A 17,937-nucleotide genomic window follows, 5' to 3' on the forward strand; every position below is an offset into this window, starting at 1 on the left:
TCCTCGGAGTGAGTCGTGAAGGAGGCCGTCGTCCCCGCTGCGGCGGGGACGACGGCAAGGACGACAGCGGCGGGCTCTTGCGGCAGCGCCTTGCGCCGGCCCTTGCATCGGCCCTTGCATCGGCCTTTGCATCGGCCTTTGCATCGGCTTTTGCATCGGCATTTACTTCGGGCCCTTGCAGGCCCCTAGCCGCAGCCCGTTACTGCGGCCGTGCCAGGCCCAGCTTCTCGATGATGGCCTTTTCCTTCTTGACCGTATCGGCGGCGAACTTCGCGTACTGCTCGCTGTTCATGTAGAACGGCTCCATGTCGAACTTGGCCAGCGACTCGCGGTAGTTCGGCATTTCCATCGCCTGCTTGAAGGCGTCATGCAGCTTCTTGACGATCTTCGGATCGGTGCCCTTGGGCGCGGCCAGGCCGAACGGCGAGGTCTGCACGATGCCCAGGCCGAGCTCCTTCAGCGTCGGCACGTTGGGGAAGCGCGGCGAGCGCTTGTCGCCCCACACCGACAGCAGGCGCAGGCGGCCCTGTTCGACGTACGGCGCCCACGCCGGCGTGTCGGCCACCGACATCACGTGGCCACCCAGCAGCGCCTGCATCGACTCGGAATTGCCCTTGAACGGGATGTGCGAGAACTGGACGTTCTGCTTCATCGCCAGCTCTTCCATCGTCAGATGCAGCGTCGTCATCGAGCCGGGCGTGCCGTAGGTCAGCTTGCCCGGATTGGCCTTGGCGTAGGCGATGTACTCCTGCATGGTCTTGATCGGCGAATCGGCCGGCACGACCAGGCCGAAGGCATAGCCGGCCAGGTTGATCACATAGGTCAGGTCCTTGACCGGGTCCCAGTTGATCTTGGTGGTGTACGGCAGGCGGAACACCGGCAGCGGGATCTGCGCCAGCGTGTAGCCGTCGGGCGGCGTGGCCTGCATCATCTGCGCCGGCAGCACGCCGCCGGCACCGGGCTTGTTCTCGACGATCACCGGCTGGCCCAGGATCTTCGAGGCATTCTCCGCGAGCACGCGGAACGGGATATCGGTGGAACCGCCCGCGGTATAGCCGATGATGAGGCGGATCGGCTTCTGCGGGAAATTGTCCGCCTGGGCGTGGGCCGCGGGGGTGGCGGCCAGGCCGGTGACCGCGGCGGCGGCGATGGCGCCCGCACGGGCGAGGAAGTGGCGGCGTTGCATCTGTAGTCGTCTCCTGTTGCTACAAGGTACTGCTCGGGTACTCGATAACTGCCTGAAAAACCGGGGTTTCTGCGACCGCCTTGGCTTGGCATCGAGCGCGGCCCTAAACGGGCGGCGCGGTGCCGAAGGCCGTTCGCAACGCACGCACGGCATCGTCGTGCGCGCGCGCCACTGCCGGGACAAAGCGTCCCAGCTTGAAGAAATCATGGATCATGCCGGGGTAGTCCGCCACTTCTGCCGGCACGCCGGCCGCCCGCAGCTTCCGCGCATACGCGACGCCTTCGTCGTGCAGCGGGTCGTAGCCGGCCACCGCGATCCAGGCCGGACAGCATCCGGCCACGTCCGCGCCGCTGCCGCCGCCATCGAGCGGCGCAAAGCGCCAGTCGTCGCGGCTCTGCTCGCGGTCCAGATACTGCGCGAAGAACCACTGGATCATCGACGCGGTCAGCAGGTAGCCGTCGGCCAGCGCCCGCTGCGACGGCGTGTCCTGGCGCGCACTGGTGCCCGGATACAGCAGCATCTGCAGCACCGGCGCCAGGCCACGGTTGCGCGCCTCGACTGCGCAGGCCGCCGCCAGCGTGCCGCCGGCGCTGTCGCCGCCGAGCGCGATGCGGCTCGCATCGGCGCCCAGCCGCGGCGCCTGCTCGAAGACCCAGTGCAGCACGTCGAAGGCATCGTCGACCGCCGTTGGAAATTTCCATTGCGGCCCGAGCCGGTAGTCGACTGACAGCACCATCGCATCGGCGCGCGCGCACAGCAGCCGGCACAGTGGCTCGTGCGTGGCGATGCTGCCGACCGTGAAGCCGCCGCCGTGGAAGTACAGCAGCAGCGGCAACGGCTCGGCCCAGCTCGCCTCGCGCGGCGCATAGAGCCGCACCGGAATCGCATGGCCGTCGCGCGCCGGCACCGCCATGTCCTCGACGCTGTGCACCGGTGCGGGGGCCACGTCCAGGATCAGCGCGCTTTTCTCGTAGGCGATCTTGGCATCGGCCGGGTCCAGATGATGCAGCGGCGGCCGCTTGGCGCGCGCCACCATGTCCAGCAGCTGCGCGATCTGCGGATCAAGCGGCTGCGCCGGCATGCCGGGCGGGACCGATGAGGCGGGGGACGCGGGGAACGCGGACGGGACGGCTGACATGAAGGCGAGGCGACGGTGCGGTGTGGCTTTGCGGTGGCGAACGGCCGGAACGCCCGGTCCAATTGCTGCGGTGAAGTTCGAATTGTGAACGAGCGTTCGATTTTAGTATGATGCCACCGCTTTGTGGGCATACCGGCATGGAAAATGTGGCAATGCGACACCGCGTTTGCCCCCTCCCCGCCCGACGGAAAACGCTGCGACAATCTTCCGGGCCTGGATTTGCAACGCACCGCGGGCATGGCAGCGCAGCACGATGCCGCCACCCGCCCGCCCTCGCCGACATAACAATCACGGAGACAAGCACGATGGCCTTTATCTATTACCTGACCCATATCCATCTCGATTTCGGCGCGGTCAAGCTGCTGAAATCGGAGTGCGAGCGCATCGGCATCCGCCGGCCGCTGCTGGTGACCGACAAGGGCGTGGTCGCCGCCGGCATCGCGCAGCGCGCCATCGACGCGCTGGAGGGTCTGCCGGTTGCCGTGTTCGACGACACCCCCTCCAATCCAACCGAGGCGATGGTGCGCCAGGCCGCGGCGCAATACCGCAGCGAGGGATGCGACGGCCTGATCGCGGTCGGCGGCGGTTCCTCGATCGATCTGGCCAAGGGCATCGCGATCCTGGCCACGCACGAGGGCGAGCTGACCACCTACGCCACCATCGAGGGCGGCAGCGGCAGGATCACCGAGCGCGCCGCGCCGCTGATCGCAGTGCCGACGACCTCGGGCACCGGCAGCGAGGTCGCCCGCGGCGCCATCATCATCCTCGACGACGGCCGCAAGCTCGGCTTCCACTCCTGGCATCTGCTGCCCAAGTCCGCGATCTGCGATCCCGAGCTGACGCTGGGCCTGCCGCCAGGGCTGACGGCGGCGACCGGCATGGACGCGATCGCGCATTGCATCGAGACCTTCCTCGCCCCCGCCTTCAACCCGCCGGCCGACGGCATCGCGCTCGACGGGCTGGAGCGCGCCTGGGCCCATATCGAGCGCGCCACGCGCGACGGCAGCGACCGCGAGGCGCGCCTGAACATGATGAGCGCGTCGATGCAGGGCGCGATGGCGTTCCAGAAGGGCCTCGGCTGCGTCCACTCGCTGTCGCACCCGCTCGGCGGCCTGAAGATCGACGGCCGCACCGGCCTGCACCACGGCACGCTGAACGCGGTGGTGATGCCCGCGGTGCTGCGCTTCAACGCCGACGCGCCGAGCATCGTGCGCGAGGACCGCTATGGCCGCCTGCGCCGCGCCATGCATCTGCCGGCCGACGCCGATGTCGCGCAGGCGGTGTACGACATGACCGCGCGTCTGGGCCTGCCGACGGGGCTGGCCGCGATGGGCGTCACCGAGGCGATGTTCGACAAGGTCGTGGCCGGCGCGCTGGCCGACCATTGCCACAAGACCAATCCGAAGGAAGCCGGCGCCGAGGACTATCGGCGTATGCTGGCGGAATCGATGTAAGGCTCGACGGTGCAGGGCGCAGTCGATGTAAGACGCAGTCGGTGTAAGGCTCGATCGTGTAAGGCTCAACCGATGCCACGCGCATCGGACGCAAGGAGGCAGGCATGGCTGGCGAACACTTGCAGGTGGTGCACGGCGATATCACGCGGATGGAGGTCGATGCCATCGTCAACGCGGCCAACAGCGGCCTGCTGGGCGGGGGCGGCGTCGATGGCGCGATCCACGGGGCGGGCGGTCCGGCCATCATGGCGGCCTGCCGCGAGATCCGCGAGCGCCAGGGCGGCTGCCCGACCGGCGAGGCGGTGATCACGACCGGCGGCCTGCTGCCGGCACCCTACGTGATCCACGCGGTCGGCCCGGTCTGGCGCGGCGGCGGCGAGAACGAGGACGCGCTGCTGGCCAGCGCCTATCGCAACAGCATCAGGCTCGCCGCAGAGCATCGGCTGCGCACGCTGGCCTTCCCGAACATCAGCACCGGCGTCTACGGCTTTCCGCGCGAACGCGCGGCCGATATCGCGATCGCCGCGGTGCGCCAGGCGCTGGCCGAGGCCGACACCATCGAACAGGTGACCTTCGTCTGCTTCGACGACGAGAACTACCGGCTGTATCGGGAGCGGCTGGGAGCGTTCGGGGGGCTTTGATTCGACGGGCGAAAAGGCGCGCGCTTGCCCGCTCCCCCGCCCCCTCTCCCGCAAGCGGGAGAGGGGCTTGGGGGAAAGGGCAACAGCGCTTGCTATCCCCTCCGCCCCCCATTACCCCAACGCGCTGCGGATCAAGCGATTGATCCGCTCCGGCTGCTCATGCACGACCCAGTGCGTGCCCTCCGGAATCCGCTCCAGCCGCAGCTGCGGCACGAAGCGATCGAGCCCATCCACCAGCGACTTCGGCAACGCCCGATCGTTCTCGCCCCAGATCACCAGCGTCGGCACGCGCACGACGAAGGCCTCGGGATCGAGCCGCGACAGATCGGGCGGCGGCTCGCCCGGCGCCGGCGGATGCAGCGGCGAGGCGCGATAGTAGTTGACGCTGCCGGTCAGCGGATGCGAACCGCCCTCGCCCGGTTGCGACCACGCGGCGAGATACTTGTCGCGGGTTTCGCCGGTGAACCACTCGGGCGGCGCGTCGCCCCCGGACAGCAGCGCCGCGAGTTTGGCGTAGTGGTCGGCCGCCAGCACCTCTTCGCAGCCCGGCTTGCGCAGCCAGTTCATATAGGCCGACGCCGCCTGCTGTTGCGGGTCCTCCGCCAGCGCGCGGGCGAACAGATACGGATGCGGCGCGTTGACGATGACCAGCTGCTGCACCAGCGCCGGATACTGGATCGCCAGATTCCAGCACACCGCCCCGCCCCAGTCGTGCGCCACCACCACGCAGCGGTCGTAGCCCAGCGCGGCGATGAACTGCACCAGGTCCTCGACCAGATGGCGCGGCTTGTAGGCCTCGACCGCGGCGGGCTTGCTCGACAGATTGAAGCCGCGCAGATCCGGCGCGACCGCGAAATGGGTCTGGCCGAATTCGGCGAGCTGCGCCTCCCACGCATACCAGAACTCGGGGAAGCCATGGACGAACAGCATCAGCGGCTTGCCGCGCTGCCCCGCGCTGGCATAGTGCAGCCGCGTGCCGTTCGGCAGCGAGGCGTACTGCAGATGATGGATCACGGCCGATGTGCTCATGGTCTCCTCTCTGTGATTTGCCGTTGTCGTCCCGCCCGCCCCATGCGGGCGCGGCGCCGGCCGTGCCGATGCACGCTCCGTGCCTGCGCGCGAATCGCCCGCCTCAGCCGCGCAGCGCGGCCACCAGCTCGTCCCGTACCTGCGGCTTGCCGGCGAACGGATCGCCGGGATTGCGCTGGCCGACGATGTCCTCGAAGCGCTGCTGCACCGGCGCCAGCGCGTGCGGATGCGAATAGATGTAGAAGCGCTGCTCGCGGATCGCATCGAAGGTCATCCGCGCCACGTCCTCCGCGCTGACCTTGCCCGAGGTGACCGCCTTGTCCGACAGCGCCTGCGCGACCAGCTGCGAGCGCGTCGGCGGGGCCTCGTTGCTGAGGTCGGCCGGGCGATTGCGGTGCGACTGGTGAATGCCGGTCGGCACGAAATACGGGCACAGCAGCGAGCAATGCACCTGTTCGGTCACCAGCGCCAGGTCCTGGTACAGCGACTCGGACAGCGACACCACCGCATGCTTGGAGACGTTGTAGATGCCCATCGCCGGCGGATTCAGCAGGCCGGCCATCGACGCGGTATTGACGATATGGCCCTCGTACGAGGCGTCGCGCGCGGCGGCCTCGAGCATCAGCGGCGTGAAGATGCGCACGCCGTGGATCACGCCGTGCAGGTTCACGCCCAGCACCCAGTCCCAGTCCTTCTGCGAGTTCTCCCAGACCAGGCCGCCGGCACCGACGCCGGCGTTGTTGAACAGCAGGTTGACCTCGCCGAAGGCCTCGATCGCGGCATCGGCCAGCGCCTGCACCTGCTCGGCCTTCGATACGTCGACGCGCAGGCCGATCACGCGGGCGCCCTGCGTGCGCAGCTCCGCCACGGTGGCGTCGAGCGCGTCCTGCTGGACGTCGGCCAGCACCAGCCGCATGCCCAGCGCCGCGCCGAGGCGCGCGAATTCCTTGCCGAATCCCGACGCGCCGCCGGTGATCACGGCCACTCTTTCCTGGAACTGCTTCATCGTGGTCTCCTTCTCGATGCCGGCGCGCTCCCGTTTCGGTGCGGTTTCCCGCTGGCCCGCTCTGCTGGCGGGCTTCTGCGCGCCGGTCTCTCCGGCCCTTCCTGCCTCAATCGAGCAGGTCGGGCTGCTCCTTGACGATGCGCGCGTACAGCGGCTGGAACTGGAACCAGCCAGCCTGCGCGGTGCCGACGATCGAATAGGCCTGGCGCGCGGCGGCGTCCGAGATCGTCTTCGGCGCGCCGCCGGTGCGCGCGGCGGCGGCCTCGGCCAGCAGCTGCACCTGGCACGAGCGCTCCATCGTGATGAACCACCAGGCCGCCTCGTCGACCGTGCGGCCCACCGTCAGCAGCCCGTGGTTCTGCAGGATCACGGCCTTGTTGGGCCCCAGCGCATTGGCGATGCGCTGGCCTTCGTCAAGCTCCACCACCACGCCGCCGAAGTCGTCATAGACGGCATGGTCCTGGTAGAAGGCGCAGACGTCCTGCGTCAGCGGATCGAGCGGCCGGCCCAGGGTCGACCAGGCGCGCCCATAGGTGCTGTGCGAATGCGCGGCGGCGACCGCGTCCTCGCGCGTCTGGTGCACGCGCGAATGGATCGCGAAGGCGGCGGCGTTGACCGGATGATCGCCCTCCACCACGTTGCCGTGGTGATCGCAGCGGATCAGGTTCGATACCTTGACCTGGCTGAAATGCACGCCGAACGGATTGACCCAGAACGTATCGGTGAACTCGGGGTCGCGCGCGGTGATATGGCCGGCCACGCCCTCGTCGAAACCGAACTTCGAGAACAGCCGGAAGGCCGCCGCGAGCCGCTGCTTGCGATGCAGGCGCTCCTCGGCATGGGTCTCGAAGCGCGGCGGGCGCGGCAGCACGCGGTACTTCGCCTTGATTTCTTCCGGCAGATCGGCGCCGATCTCGTCGGCGCGGCTGGCACGTTGCGGTGCCGGGATGGGAGCGTTCATCGCGGTCTCCTGCGGATAGCGGATAGCGGATAGCGGATAGCGGATAGCGGATATCGGGCAGCCGATAACCGGGGCCGGCCGGTCAGATCAGCTTGACCAGCTGCTTGCCGAAGTTCTTGCCCTTGAGCAGGCCCATGAAGGCCTCGGGCGCGCTCTCCAGCCCCTGCGCCACGCTCTCGCGGAACTTGAGCTTGCCCTGCGCCACCGCGCCGCCGAGCTCGGACAGCGCCTGCGGCCACACCTCCATGTGCTCGGAGACGATGAAGCCCTCGATCTTCAGGCGCGACACCAGGATCAGCTGCGGATTCTTCAGGGGCAGCGGCTCGCCGTCATAGCCGGCGATCATGCCGCAGACCGCGATGCGGCCGAACGGATTCATGCGCGACAGCACGGCGTCGAGGATCTCGCCGCCGACGTTCTCGAAGTAGCCGTCGACGCCCTGCGGCGTGGCTTCCTTCAGCATCGTGTACAGCGCCTTGGGATCGGATGCCGCCTTGTAGTCGACGCAGGCATCGAAGCCCAGCTCGTTGACCACGTAGTCGCACTTCTCCTTGCCGCCGGCGATGCCGACCGCGCGGCAGCCCGCCATCTTCGCCAGCTGCCCGACCACGCTGCCGACGGCGCCCGAGGCCGCGCTGACCACCACGGTCTCGCCGGCCTTCGGCGCGATGATGCGGTTCAGGCCGTACCAGGCGGTGACGCCGGGCATGCCCACCGCGCCCAGGTAGGCCGACAGCGGGATCCGGCTGGTGTCGACCTTCTGCATGCCGCTGCCGTCGCTGACGCCCATCTCCTGCCAGCCGAACATGCCCAGCACCTTGTCGCCGACCGCGTACTTCGGATTGCGCGAGGCCACCACCTCGCCGACGGTGCCGCCGATCATCACCTCGTTCAGCGGCTGCGGCGTCGCGTAGGACTTGCCTTCGTTCATGCGGCCGCGCATGTACGGGTCGAGCGACAGATAGTGGTTGCGGACCAGCACCTGGCCGTCGGCCAGCTCCGGCACCGGCACCTGCTCGAGGCGGAAGTTGTCCGGCGAGACGGCGCCGCTGGGACGGGAGGCGAGGACGATGCGCTTGTAGGTATCGGACATGGGACGTTCCTTTGTCAGGGGGTCGTGGGACGTTGTTGGGCTGGGTGTTGGCTTCGGGATCCGCGCTGCATCAACGCTGCATCAACGCTGCATCATCGCCGCATCAGCGCAAGCGCCAAAGCGCGATAGGCGCGCAGCGTGATCGGGTCGTTGGCGGCATTGCCGGCGATCGGATGCGAGGCGTAGCGCACGATGGTCATCTCGGCCTTCGGATCGATATGGATGCGCTGGCCGAAGATGCCGCGGGCCTCGAAGGCGCCGTGGTCGTCGTGCGAGACCCACCACATGTCGCGGTAGCTCCAGCCAGGCAGATGAGCATAGACCGATTTGGCGAACTTCGCGCGGTCGCCGCCGCCGCGCACCTCGGCAACCACCGCGGCGGGGATCACCTGGCGGCCGTTGAAGCGGCCGTCGTTGCGCATCGCCTCGCCGAAGCGGGCCAGGTCGCGCAGCGTGGTGCTGATCGCGCCGCCGCCGCCCGGCGTGCCGATGCTGTCGACGGTGAAGTAGGCGTCCTCCTCGGCGCCGAGCGGCTGCCACAGCTTGTCGGACATCAGCTTCGGCAGCGGCACGCCCGAGGCGCGCTGCACGATCCACGCCAGCACCTCGGCGTTGACGGTCTTGTAGGCGAAGGCCTGGTCGTGCTCGCCCTCCTTGCGCAGCGTGGTCAGGAATTCGTAGAAGGAGCGCGGGCCGGCATAGTCCGGCGCGCGCGGAATCATGCCGCCGGCGCGGGCATAGTCGTTGACCTCGGCCTTCGGATCGGCGTAGTCCTCGGAGAATTTGACGCCGATCGTCATGTCCATCACCTGGCGCACGGTGGCGTCGCCATAGGCGGTGTCCGCAAGCTCCGGCACGTAGCGCGTGACCGGCGCGGCCGGATCGAGCTTGCCCTCGTTGGCCAGCATCGCGGCCAGCGTGCCGACGAAGCTCTTGGTGATCGAGAACGCCGCGTGCGGCAGCTGCGGCTGCAGCGCGCCGAAGTACTTCTCGTAGACGACCTTGCCCTTGTGCATCACCAGGATGCCGTCGGTATAGGTCAGCGCCAGCATGTCGGCGAAGGTGCGGCGCGTGCCGTCGGCATCGACGAAGGGCACGCCGCCGATGTCGCGCTCGGCGCGCGGCAGCGCGGACACGGGGCCCGGGCCGCGCCACACCGAGACGGTCGGCACCAGCTCGCGCACGTGCGAGAAGGTCCAGCGGTGGCGCGGGAAGCCGTTGCTCTTGCCGCTGAAGCTGATGACCTTGTCCGGCGCCGGCGGAAAACCCTGCATCCATCCGAGCGTGACGGGATCGGTGGCCGCCGCGTCGGCATAGGTGCGCGCCGGCGGCGTCTGTGCTTGCGTGGGGATCGCCATGGCAGTCAGCAGCACGGCCGCGATGGGCAGCGGCGAGGGGACGAAACGGCGGACACTACGACAAACGATGCGCCGAGCGATTCGACGAACGATCTGGCGAAGGCGCGTACGCCCGCGTCGATTGGCCTGCATGGTGTCTCCATTTGTTTTTTTCTCTTTGGATTCGGTGGGTGCCGCGCTGCGCGGGCCGCGCAGCGATCTGCGGTCTGCGGTCAGCCGTCGGCGCCCGCATCCGGCGCGGTCTCGGCGCGCTGCGGCGGCGAGCGTCGCACGTACTTGAAGGTGCCCGAGCTGCGCGCCACCAGCTTGCCGTCGGCGTCGACGATCTCCGCCTCGCAGAACGCCATCGAGGTGGTGCGATGCACGCAGTCGCCGCGGGCGATCAGCGTGCCGCGCCCCGGCGCCATGAAGCTGGTCTTCATCTCGATGGTGACCACGCCGCGGCCGTCCTCGGTATCGGCCGAGCGGCACGCCACCGCCATCGCGACGTCCAGCAGCGTCATCAGCACGCCGCCGTGCGCCATCTCCCAGCCGTTGTGATGGCGCGGCTCGATCTCCAGCTCGAGCTCGCTGACGCCGCCGCCCATGTGCGTGCAGCGCAGGCCGAGGTCGTCGACGAAGGGAATCGGAATCGGGAAGCCTTTGCGGGGCTCGGTCATGGTGTGGTGGTCCTTTGGTTCAAATCGCGCTGACGCCCCCATCGACCGCCAGGATCTGGCCGGTGATGTGCTTGCCGGCCTCGGTCGCGAACAGCAGTGCGGCGCCCTTCAGGTCCTCGTCGTCGCCCAGCCGATGCAGCGGCACGCCCTCGCACATCTTGTCGACGCCCAGGCGCGCCAGCGAGCCCTGCGTCATCTTCGACGGGAAGAAGCCCGGCGCCAGCGCGTTGACGGTGATGTTGTGCTCGCCCCATTCGGCCGCCAGCGTGCGCGTGAAATTGACCACCGCGCCCTTGGACGTGTTGTAGGCAATCGTCTCCATCGTGCCCGGCGGATTGCCGGCCAGGCCCGCGATCGAAGCCACGTTGATGATGCGGCCATAGCGGCGCGGAATCATCGACTGCTTGCCGATGCGCTGCGTCAGCAGGAACAGCCCGCGCACGTTCAGGTTCATCACCTTGTCCCAGGCCTCGACGGGGTGGTCCTCGGCGGGCGCGCCCCAGGTCGCGCCGGCGTTGTTGACCAGGATGTCGACGTGGCCCAGGCGCGCCAGCGACTCGTCGGCCAGGCGCGCGATCTCGTCGTCGCGCGAGCCGTCCGCGGCGATCCAGTCGGCCTCGATGCCGCGCGCCTTCAGATGTTCCTGCGCGGCTTTCAGCTCGTCGGCCTTGCGCGCCGACAGCACCAGCCGCGCGCCCTGCTCGCCCAGCGCCTCGGCGATCTGCAGCCCGAGCCCGCGCGAGCCGCCGGTGATCAGCGCGGTGCGCCCCTTCAGATCGAACAGCTGTGCGATCGTCTTCATGGTGTCCCCTCCTTGTCCTGCGTGTCCGATGTCTCGTGGATGCTGGTGAATGCGCCGGTCCTAGAACCAGGCGTCCTGCATGTCAAGCGTGGTGCGGTCCAGCGACGCCAGCAGATCGAGCTGCGGGCCGACCTTCGGCAGTTCCCAGCGGAAGAAGTAGTCCGCCGCCGCGAGCTTGCCGCGATAGAAGTCCGCGTCCGCATGGCCCGACGGCAGCGCCGCCAGCGCGCGTTGTGCCAGCATCGCCTGCTCCAGCCAGATCCAGGCGACCACCACGTGGCCGAACGCCTCCAGATAGACCGAGGCATTGGCCAGCGTCACCGCCGGATCGCCGGCCGCCCACAGCTGGGCCGTGACGTCGGACAGCCGCGCGACGCGCGCCGCCAGCGCCCGTGCATGCGTGCCCAGGGCCTCGTCGCCGCTCGCGATCGCGCGCTCGATGGTCGCCTGCACCACCTGCCCCAGCGCCTTGAAGGCGGCGCCGTCCTTCATCACGACCTTGCGCCCGAGCAGGTCCAGCCCCTGGATGCCGTGCGTGCCTTCGTGGATCGGATTCAGGCGGTTGTCGCGATAGAACTGCTCGACGTTGTACTCGCGCGTATAGCCGTAGCCGCCATGCACCTGGATCGCCAGGCTGTTGGCCTCCAGGCACCATTGCGACGGCCAGCTCTTGGCGATCGGGGTCAGGATGTCGAGCAGCAAGGCGAGGCGCTGATGCTCGGCCGTATCCCCTGCGGTGGCCGCGGCGCGCTCTTCGTCGACCAGCCGCGCGCAGTACAGGTTCAGCGCGAGCCCGCCCTCGACGTAGCTCTTCTGCGCCAGCAGCATGCGGCGCACGTCGGCATGCTCGACCAGCTTGACCTGCGGGCTCGACGGGTCCTTGCCGCCGGGGCCGACCGGCCGGCCCTGCGGCCGGTTGCGCGCGTAGTCCAGCGCGTGCAGATAGCCGGTATAGCCGAGCATCACCGCGCCCAGGCCCACGCCGATGCGGGCCTCGTTCATCATGTGGAACATGCAGGCCAGGCCCTGGTGCGGCTGCCCGACCAGATAGCCGATCGCCCCCGCCTTGCCGCCGGGCCGGTAGCGCGTGCCCTCGCCGAAATTCAGCAGGCAGTTGGTGGTGCCGCGATAGCCCATCTTGTGGTTCAGGCCGGCCAGCACGACATCGTTGCGCTCGCCCAGCGAGCCGTCGGCATTGACCAGGAACTTCGGCACGATGAACAGCGAGATGCCCTTGACGCCGGGAATCAGCTTGCCGTCCGGGCCCGGGATCTTGGCCAGCACCAGATGCACGATGTTGTCGGACAGCTCGTGCTCGCCCGCCGAGATCCACATCTTGTTGCCGCGCAGGCGGTATTGCGCGCCCAGCGGCGATTCGCCCTCGTACTCGGCGCGCGTGGTGATGTCCGACAGCGACGAGCCGGCCTGCGGCTCGGACAGGCACATGGTGCCAAAGAAGCGCCCTTCCAGCTCCGGCTTGACGAAGGTGTCGATCTGCGCCGGCGTGCCGTGCGTCAGCAGCAGGTTGGCGTTGCCGATGGTCAGGAAGGGATAGGAGCTGGTGCCGACGTTGGCGCCCTTGAAATACGCGAAGCCTGCCTTCTCGACCACCACCGGCAGCTGCATGCCGCCCAGCTCGTAGTCCTGCCCGGCCGCCATCAGGCCGGCCTCGCAGAACGCCTTCAGCGCGGTCCTGACTTCGGGGATGATGGTGACGGTCTCGCCGTCGAAATGCGGTTCCTGCTGGTCGTTCTTCTTGTTGTGCGGCGCGAACAGATCGGTGGCGATCTTCTCGCAGGTATCGAGCGCGGCGTCGAAGGTCTCGCGCGAGTGGTCGGCATAGCGCGGGATGCGCGTCAGCGTTTCGACATCGAGCCACTCGTAGAGCAGAAAATCGAGGTCGCGGCGGGAAAGGATCAACGACATGGCGATGGCCGCTCCTTGGGATGGGAATGAATGGGGAGAATGCCGACGTCGCCGTCCGCATCGCCGCCGGAAGGACCGCTCAGCCCGCCTCGCCCATCCGCGCGATGGTGCCCTGCGCGACCGCGCACAGCTTTTCCTCGCCGTCCTGGACGGCAAAGACATCGCAACGGACCACGGCCTGCTGCCGCCCGCGGCTGACGCACTCGGCACGCGCGATCAAGCGCTCGCCCAGCGCGGGGCGTACGTAATTGATCTTGTATTCCGAGGTCACCACCGGCGCCGCCATCGCGGCGCCGCCGGCATAGGTCAGCGCGTTGTCGGCCAGATAGCTGACCACGCCGCCGTGGGCAAAGCCATGCTGCTGCCGCAAAGGCTGGCGCAGCGGCAATTGCAGCTCGGCCCGCTGCGGCGTCAGCGCTGTCAGCTCCGCGCCGAGCAGCACCGAAAACGGCTGCTCGGCGAGGACCGCGCGGCCGTGGGCCAGCAGGTCGCCCGACGCGCCCAGGTCGCGCGGCTTGCCGCGCTCGCCGGGCTCGTTGGCGGAGCCCGCCGGACCGGTGGACCCTGCAGGCCCTGTGGACCCGGCCGAGCCGGCGGACGGTGTGGCGGACGGTGCGGACACCGGCGGCCTCGGCTTACAGCACCTCGAACAGCCCGGCCGCGCCCTGGCCGCCACCGATACACATGGTGACGACCACGTACTTGACGCCGCGGCGCTTGCCTTCGATCAGCGCATGGCCGACCAGGCGCGCGCCCGAGACGCCGTAGGGGTGGCCCACCGCGATCGCGCCGCCGTTGACGTTCAGGCGGTCCATCGGGATGCCCAGCTTGTCGGCGCAGTACAGCACCTGCACGGCAAACGCCTCGTTCAGCTCCCACAGGCCGATGTCCTCGACCTTCAGGCCGGCCTTCTTCAGCAGCTTGGGCACCGCGAACACCGGGCCGATGCCCATTTCATCGGGCTCGCAGCCGGCCACCGCGAAGCCGCGGAAGGCGCCGAGCGGCTTCAGGCCGCGCTGCTCCGCCAGCTTCGCGTTCATCACCACCGCGGCCGAAGCGCCGTCGGAGAACTGCGACGCATTGCCGGCCGCGATCACGCCGCCGGGCATCGCGGTGCGGATCTTCGACACGCCTTCGTAGGTGGTGTCCGGGCGGATGCCTTCGTCGGCCGAGACCGTGACCTCGCGCGTCACCAGCTGCCCGGTGGCCTTGTCGGCGACGCCGGCCAGCACCGTCAGCGGCACGATCTCGTCGTTGAACTTGCCCGCCTCCTGCGCCGCCGCCGCGCGCAGCTGGCTTTGCACGCCGTACTCGTCCTGGCGCTCGCGCGGGATGTTGTAGCGCTTGGCGACGTTCTCCGCGGTCTGCAGCATGCTCCAGTAGATCTCCGGCTTGTTCTTGACCAGCCAGCCTTCCTGGATCATGTGGCGATTCATTTCCTGCTGCACGCAGGAGATGCTCTCCACCCCGCCGGCCACGAAGATGTCGCCCTCGTCGGCGATCACGCGCTGCGCGGCCATCGCGATGGTCTGCAGGCCCGACGAGCAGAAGCGGTTCACCGTGGCGCCCGGCACCGTCACCGGGCAGCCGGCGCGCAGCGCGATCTGGCGCGCGATATTGGCGCCGGTCGCGCCTTCGGGATTGGCGCAGCCCATCAGCACGTCCTCGACCTCGCCCGGCTCGATGTTGGCGCGCGCGATCGCGTGCTGGACCACATGGCCGCCGAGGGTGGCGCCGTGCGTCATGTTGAAGCCGCCCTTCCAGCTCTTGGCCAGACCGGTCCGTGCGGTCGATACGATCACTGCCTCGTTCATTTGTTGCTCCTCAGTATTCTCGGTGTCTGGTGTGTCTCGATGTCTCGATGTCTCGATGTCTCGGTGCCCGCGCCCTCGCGCGGGCCATCTCAGCTCAGCAGCTCGGCGGCGCGTACCCGGCCAACGCCCGCCTCGGCGAGGCTCGCCCAGGCGGCGTCCAGCGATCCGTTCAGGTCGATCGCGCGGCAGGCGTCCTCGACCACCACCGCGTCGAAGCCCGCCGCGCGCGCGTCCAGCGCGCTCCAGGCCACGCAGTAGTCGGTCGCCAGCCCGACGCAGACCACCCGGCGCACGCCATGCTCGCGCAGGTAGCCGGCCAGCCCGGTCGGGGTCGTGCGATCCGCCTCCACAAAGGCGGAATAGCTGTCGACCTCGCGCTGATGGCCCTTGCGGATCACCAGCCGCGCGTGCGGCACCGCCAGTTGCCGATGCAGCTCGGCGCCCGCTTGCCCCTGCACGCAGTGCGCGGGCCACAGCACCTGCTCGCCATACGGCAGCGTGGTGGTCTGGAACGGCGCCGCGCCGGCATGGTTGACCGCGAACGACACGTGGTCGGCCGGATGCCAGTCCTGCGTCAGCACCACATGCGTGAACGCCTCGGCCAGCCGGTTGATCACCGGCACGACCTGGTCGCCTTCGGGCACGGCGAGCGCGCCGCCGGGCATGAAGTCGTTCTGCACATCGATCACCAGCAGGCAATCGCTGTTGCCGAAGCGTCTGCGCAGGGTCTTGTCCATTGCGTCGCCGTTGTCGTCGCCGTTGTCGCCGTGGCCGCCGTCGCCGCTCAGCCGTTGAAGCCCTTGCCCTCGGCCGCCAGCTTCTTGAGCAGCGGCGCCGGCTCCCACGCTTCGCCGTGGTAGCCCTTGGCATAGCGCTGCATCGACAGCAGCACGTTGTACAGGCCGACCTGGTCCGCGTACAGCATCGGGCCGCCGCGATGCAGCGGGAAGCCGTAGCCGGTCAGGTAGACCATGTCGATGTCCGAGGCCTTCGAGGCAATGCCTTCCTCGAGAATCTTCGCGCCTTCATTGACCAGCGCGTACACCAGGCGCTCGACGATCTCCTCGTCCGAGATCTTGCGGCGCGTGATGCCGAGATCCTTGGAATGCTGGACGATCATCTCGTTGACCTGCTGGTTCGGATACGGCTTGCGGTCGCCCGGCTTGTAGTCGTACCAGCCCGCGCCGGTCTTCTGGCCGAAACGGCCCATCTCGCACAGCAGATCGGCGGTCTTCGAATACTGGATGTCCGGCTTTTCCACCGCGCGGCGCTTGCGGATCGCCCAGCCGATGTCGTTGCCGGCCAGGTCGCCCATGCGGAACGGACCCATCGCGAAGCCGAACTTCTCGATCGCCTTGTCGACCTGCTCGGGCAGCGCGCCCTCGTCCAGCAGATAGCCGGCCTGGCGGCTGTACTGCTCGATCATGCGGTTGCCGATGAAGCCGTCGCAGACGCCCGACACCACCGCGGTCTTCTTGATCTTCTTGGCGACCTGCATGACCGTGGCCAGCACGTCCTTGCCGGTCTTGTCGCCGCGCACCACTTCCAGCAGCTTCATCACGTTGGCCGGGCTGAAGAAGTGCATGCCGACCACGTCCTGCGGACGCTTGGTGAACGAGGCGATCTTGTTGACGTCGAGCGTCGAGGTGTTCGAGGCCAGGATCGCGCCGGGCTTGGCGACTTCGTCCAGCTTCTTGAACACGGTTTCCTTGACGCCCATTTCCTCGAACACCGCCTCGATGATCAGGTCGGCGTCCTTGATGTCGTCATAGGACAGCGTGGTCGACAGCAGACCCATGCGCTGCTCGACCTTCTCCTGCGTCAGCTTGCCCTTCTTGGCGCTGTTCTCGTAGTTGCGGCGGATCGTCGCCACGCCGCGGTCCAGCGCTTCCTGCTTGGTTTCCAGCACCGTGACCGGGATGCCCGCGTTCAGGAAGTTCATCGAGATGCCGCCGCCCATGGTGCCGGCACCGATCACGGCGACCTTCTCGATCTTGCGGGTCGGCGTGTCCGACGGCACGTCGGGGATCTTGCTGGCGGCGCGCTCGCCGAAGAAGGCATGGCGCAGCGCGCGCGATTCCGGCGTATTGACCAGGAACATGAAGCCTTCGCGCTCCAGTCGCAGGCCCTCGTCGAAGGGCTTGAGCGAAGCGGCCACGGCCTCGACGCACTTGCCCGGCGCCGGGAAGTTCTTCGCCACGGCGGCAACGGTGTTCCTGGCGAAGGCGAGGAAGCCCTCGGCGTTTTCATGGCGCACCTTCAGGTCGCGCACCTTCGGGTGCGGGCCGGGCGCGGACGCCGCCTTGCGCGCAAAGGCGATCGCGGCGGGCAGCACGTCGCCTTCCACGATCTCGTCGAACAGCTTGGTGCCGGCGAACTTCTCCGACGGTACCGGATTGCCGGTCACGATCATGTTGAGCGCGGCCTCCAGGCCGATCACGCGCGGCAGGCGCTGCGTGCCGCCGGCGCCCGGCAGGATGCCCAGCTTGACTTCGGGCAGCGCGATCTGTGCACCCTTGGCGGCGACGCGGTAGTTGCAGCCCAGCGCCAGTTCCAGACCGCCGCCCATCGCCACCGAATGCACCGCGGCGACGACCGGCTTGGTCGAATTCTCGATCACCTTGATCACCGAATGCAGCGTCGGCTCCTGCGTCGCCTTCGGCGTGTTGAACTCGCGGATATCGGCGCCGCCCGAGAACGCCTTGCCAGCGCCGGTGATGACGACCGCCTTGACCGCGGCATCGTCCAGCGCACGGGTCATGCCTTCGACGATGCCAAGCCGGGTGCTGTGACCCAGGCCGTTGACAGGGGGATTGTCGAGCGTGATGACGGCGATGCCGTCCTGAACCTGATACTGCGCTGTCATGCTG

General features: G+C 68.5%; 16 protein-coding genes. 2 read left to right on the forward strand and 14 right to left on the reverse strand.

The features are described from left to right. Nucleotides 1-199: 199 nt before the first annotated feature. Both K7G19_RS06175 and K7G19_RS06180 read right to left on the reverse strand, forming a co-directional pair. On the reverse strand, nucleotides 200-1,186 hold the full coding sequence (locus K7G19_RS06175; protein ID WP_064573510.1) for a tripartite tricarboxylate transporter substrate binding protein: 987 nt from the start codon (nucleotides 1,184-1,186) through the stop codon (nucleotides 200-202). A gap of 103 nt (nucleotides 1,187-1,289) precedes the next feature. After that, nucleotides 1,290-2,324 carry an alpha/beta hydrolase gene (locus tag K7G19_RS06180; RefSeq protein WP_226106444.1) on the reverse strand — a complete coding sequence of 345 codons (1,035 nt, stop codon included), beginning with the start codon at nucleotides 2,322-2,324 and terminating at the stop codon, nucleotides 1,290-1,292. Nucleotides 2,325-2,629: 305 nt separating this feature from the next. On the opposite strand from K7G19_RS06180, the gene K7G19_RS06185 reads away from it, so the two are divergent. Together K7G19_RS06185 and K7G19_RS06190 are read left to right on the forward strand one after the other, a co-directional pair. Beyond that, nucleotides 2,630-3,778: an iron-containing alcohol dehydrogenase gene (locus K7G19_RS06185; protein ID WP_149318788.1), complete on the forward strand. Its 1,149-nt coding sequence runs from the start codon at nucleotides 2,630-2,632 to the stop codon at nucleotides 3,776-3,778. Nucleotides 3,779-3,882: 104 nt separating this feature from the next. Continuing rightward, nucleotides 3,883-4,419 (forward strand): O-acetyl-ADP-ribose deacetylase, encoded by a 537-nt coding sequence (locus tag K7G19_RS06190; RefSeq protein WP_149318789.1) that lies wholly within the window; start codon nucleotides 3,883-3,885, stop codon nucleotides 4,417-4,419. Nucleotides 4,420-4,530: 111 nt separating this feature from the next. Here K7G19_RS06190 and K7G19_RS06195 read toward each other — a convergent pair whose 3' ends face one another. From K7G19_RS06195 to K7G19_RS06250, 12 genes are all read right to left on the reverse strand, one after another. Further along, nucleotides 4,531-5,448 (reverse strand): alpha/beta fold hydrolase, encoded by a 918-nt coding sequence (locus K7G19_RS06195; RefSeq protein WP_226106446.1) that lies wholly within the window; start codon nucleotides 5,446-5,448, stop codon nucleotides 4,531-4,533. A gap of 103 nt (nucleotides 5,449-5,551) precedes the next feature. Further along, the gene (locus K7G19_RS06200; protein ID WP_150082965.1) at nucleotides 5,552-6,454 is read right to left on the reverse strand and encodes an SDR family oxidoreductase; all 903 of its coding nucleotides are present in this window, start codon (nucleotides 6,452-6,454) and stop codon (nucleotides 5,552-5,554) included. Nucleotides 6,455-6,560: 106 nt separating this feature from the next. Beyond that, a complete protein-coding gene (locus tag K7G19_RS06205) occupies nucleotides 6,561-7,415 on the reverse strand; it encodes a class II aldolase/adducin family protein (protein WP_149318792.1) in 855 nt (284 codons plus the stop codon). An 82-nt stretch (nucleotides 7,416-7,497) separates the two neighbouring features. Further along, nucleotides 7,498-8,508 carry an NADP-dependent oxidoreductase gene (locus tag K7G19_RS06210; RefSeq protein ID WP_150082967.1) on the reverse strand — a complete coding sequence of 337 codons (1,011 nt, stop codon included), beginning with the start codon at nucleotides 8,506-8,508 and terminating at the stop codon, nucleotides 7,498-7,500. A gap of 92 nt (nucleotides 8,509-8,600) precedes the next feature. Beyond that, nucleotides 8,601-9,866 (reverse strand): serine hydrolase, encoded by a 1,266-nt coding sequence (locus K7G19_RS06215; RefSeq protein WP_226106448.1) that lies wholly within the window; start codon nucleotides 9,864-9,866, stop codon nucleotides 8,601-8,603. A 212-nt stretch (nucleotides 9,867-10,078) separates the two neighbouring features. After that, nucleotides 10,079-10,525 (reverse strand): PaaI family thioesterase, encoded by a 447-nt coding sequence (locus K7G19_RS06220; RefSeq protein WP_149318794.1) that lies wholly within the window; start codon nucleotides 10,523-10,525, stop codon nucleotides 10,079-10,081. Between the two features lie 19 nt (nucleotides 10,526-10,544). Then, entirely contained in the window at nucleotides 10,545-11,327 is a 783-nt protein-coding gene (locus K7G19_RS06225) for an SDR family oxidoreductase (protein WP_226106450.1), read from the reverse strand. Between the two features lie 60 nt (nucleotides 11,328-11,387). After that, the gene (locus K7G19_RS06230) at nucleotides 11,388-13,253 is read right to left on the reverse strand and encodes an acyl-CoA dehydrogenase (RefSeq protein ID WP_226106452.1); all 1,866 of its coding nucleotides are present in this window, start codon (nucleotides 13,251-13,253) and stop codon (nucleotides 11,388-11,390) included. A gap of 79 nt (nucleotides 13,254-13,332) precedes the next feature. Further along, a complete protein-coding gene (locus K7G19_RS06235) occupies nucleotides 13,333-13,758 on the reverse strand; it encodes a PaaI family thioesterase (protein ID WP_370639519.1) in 426 nt (141 codons plus the stop codon). A gap of 130 nt (nucleotides 13,759-13,888) precedes the next feature. Then, nucleotides 13,889-15,067: an acetyl-CoA C-acyltransferase gene (locus K7G19_RS06240; protein ID WP_149318797.1), complete on the reverse strand. Its 1,179-nt coding sequence runs from the start codon at nucleotides 15,065-15,067 to the stop codon at nucleotides 13,889-13,891. A gap of 89 nt (nucleotides 15,068-15,156) precedes the next feature. Further along, nucleotides 15,157-15,804 (reverse strand): bifunctional nicotinamidase/pyrazinamidase, encoded by a 648-nt coding sequence (gene pncA, locus K7G19_RS06245; RefSeq protein WP_226106454.1) that lies wholly within the window; start codon nucleotides 15,802-15,804, stop codon nucleotides 15,157-15,159. 47 nt (nucleotides 15,805-15,851) lie between these two features. After that, entirely contained in the window at nucleotides 15,852-17,933 is a 2,082-nt protein-coding gene (locus K7G19_RS06250) for a 3-hydroxyacyl-CoA dehydrogenase NAD-binding domain-containing protein (RefSeq protein WP_149318799.1), read from the reverse strand. Nucleotides 17,934-17,937: the final 4 nt, after the last annotated feature.

This window comes from Cupriavidus sp. DB3 (assembly GCF_020418465.1).
In the GTDB taxonomy this organism is placed as follows: Bacteria; Pseudomonadota; Gammaproteobacteria; order Burkholderiales; family Burkholderiaceae; genus Cupriavidus; species Cupriavidus cauae.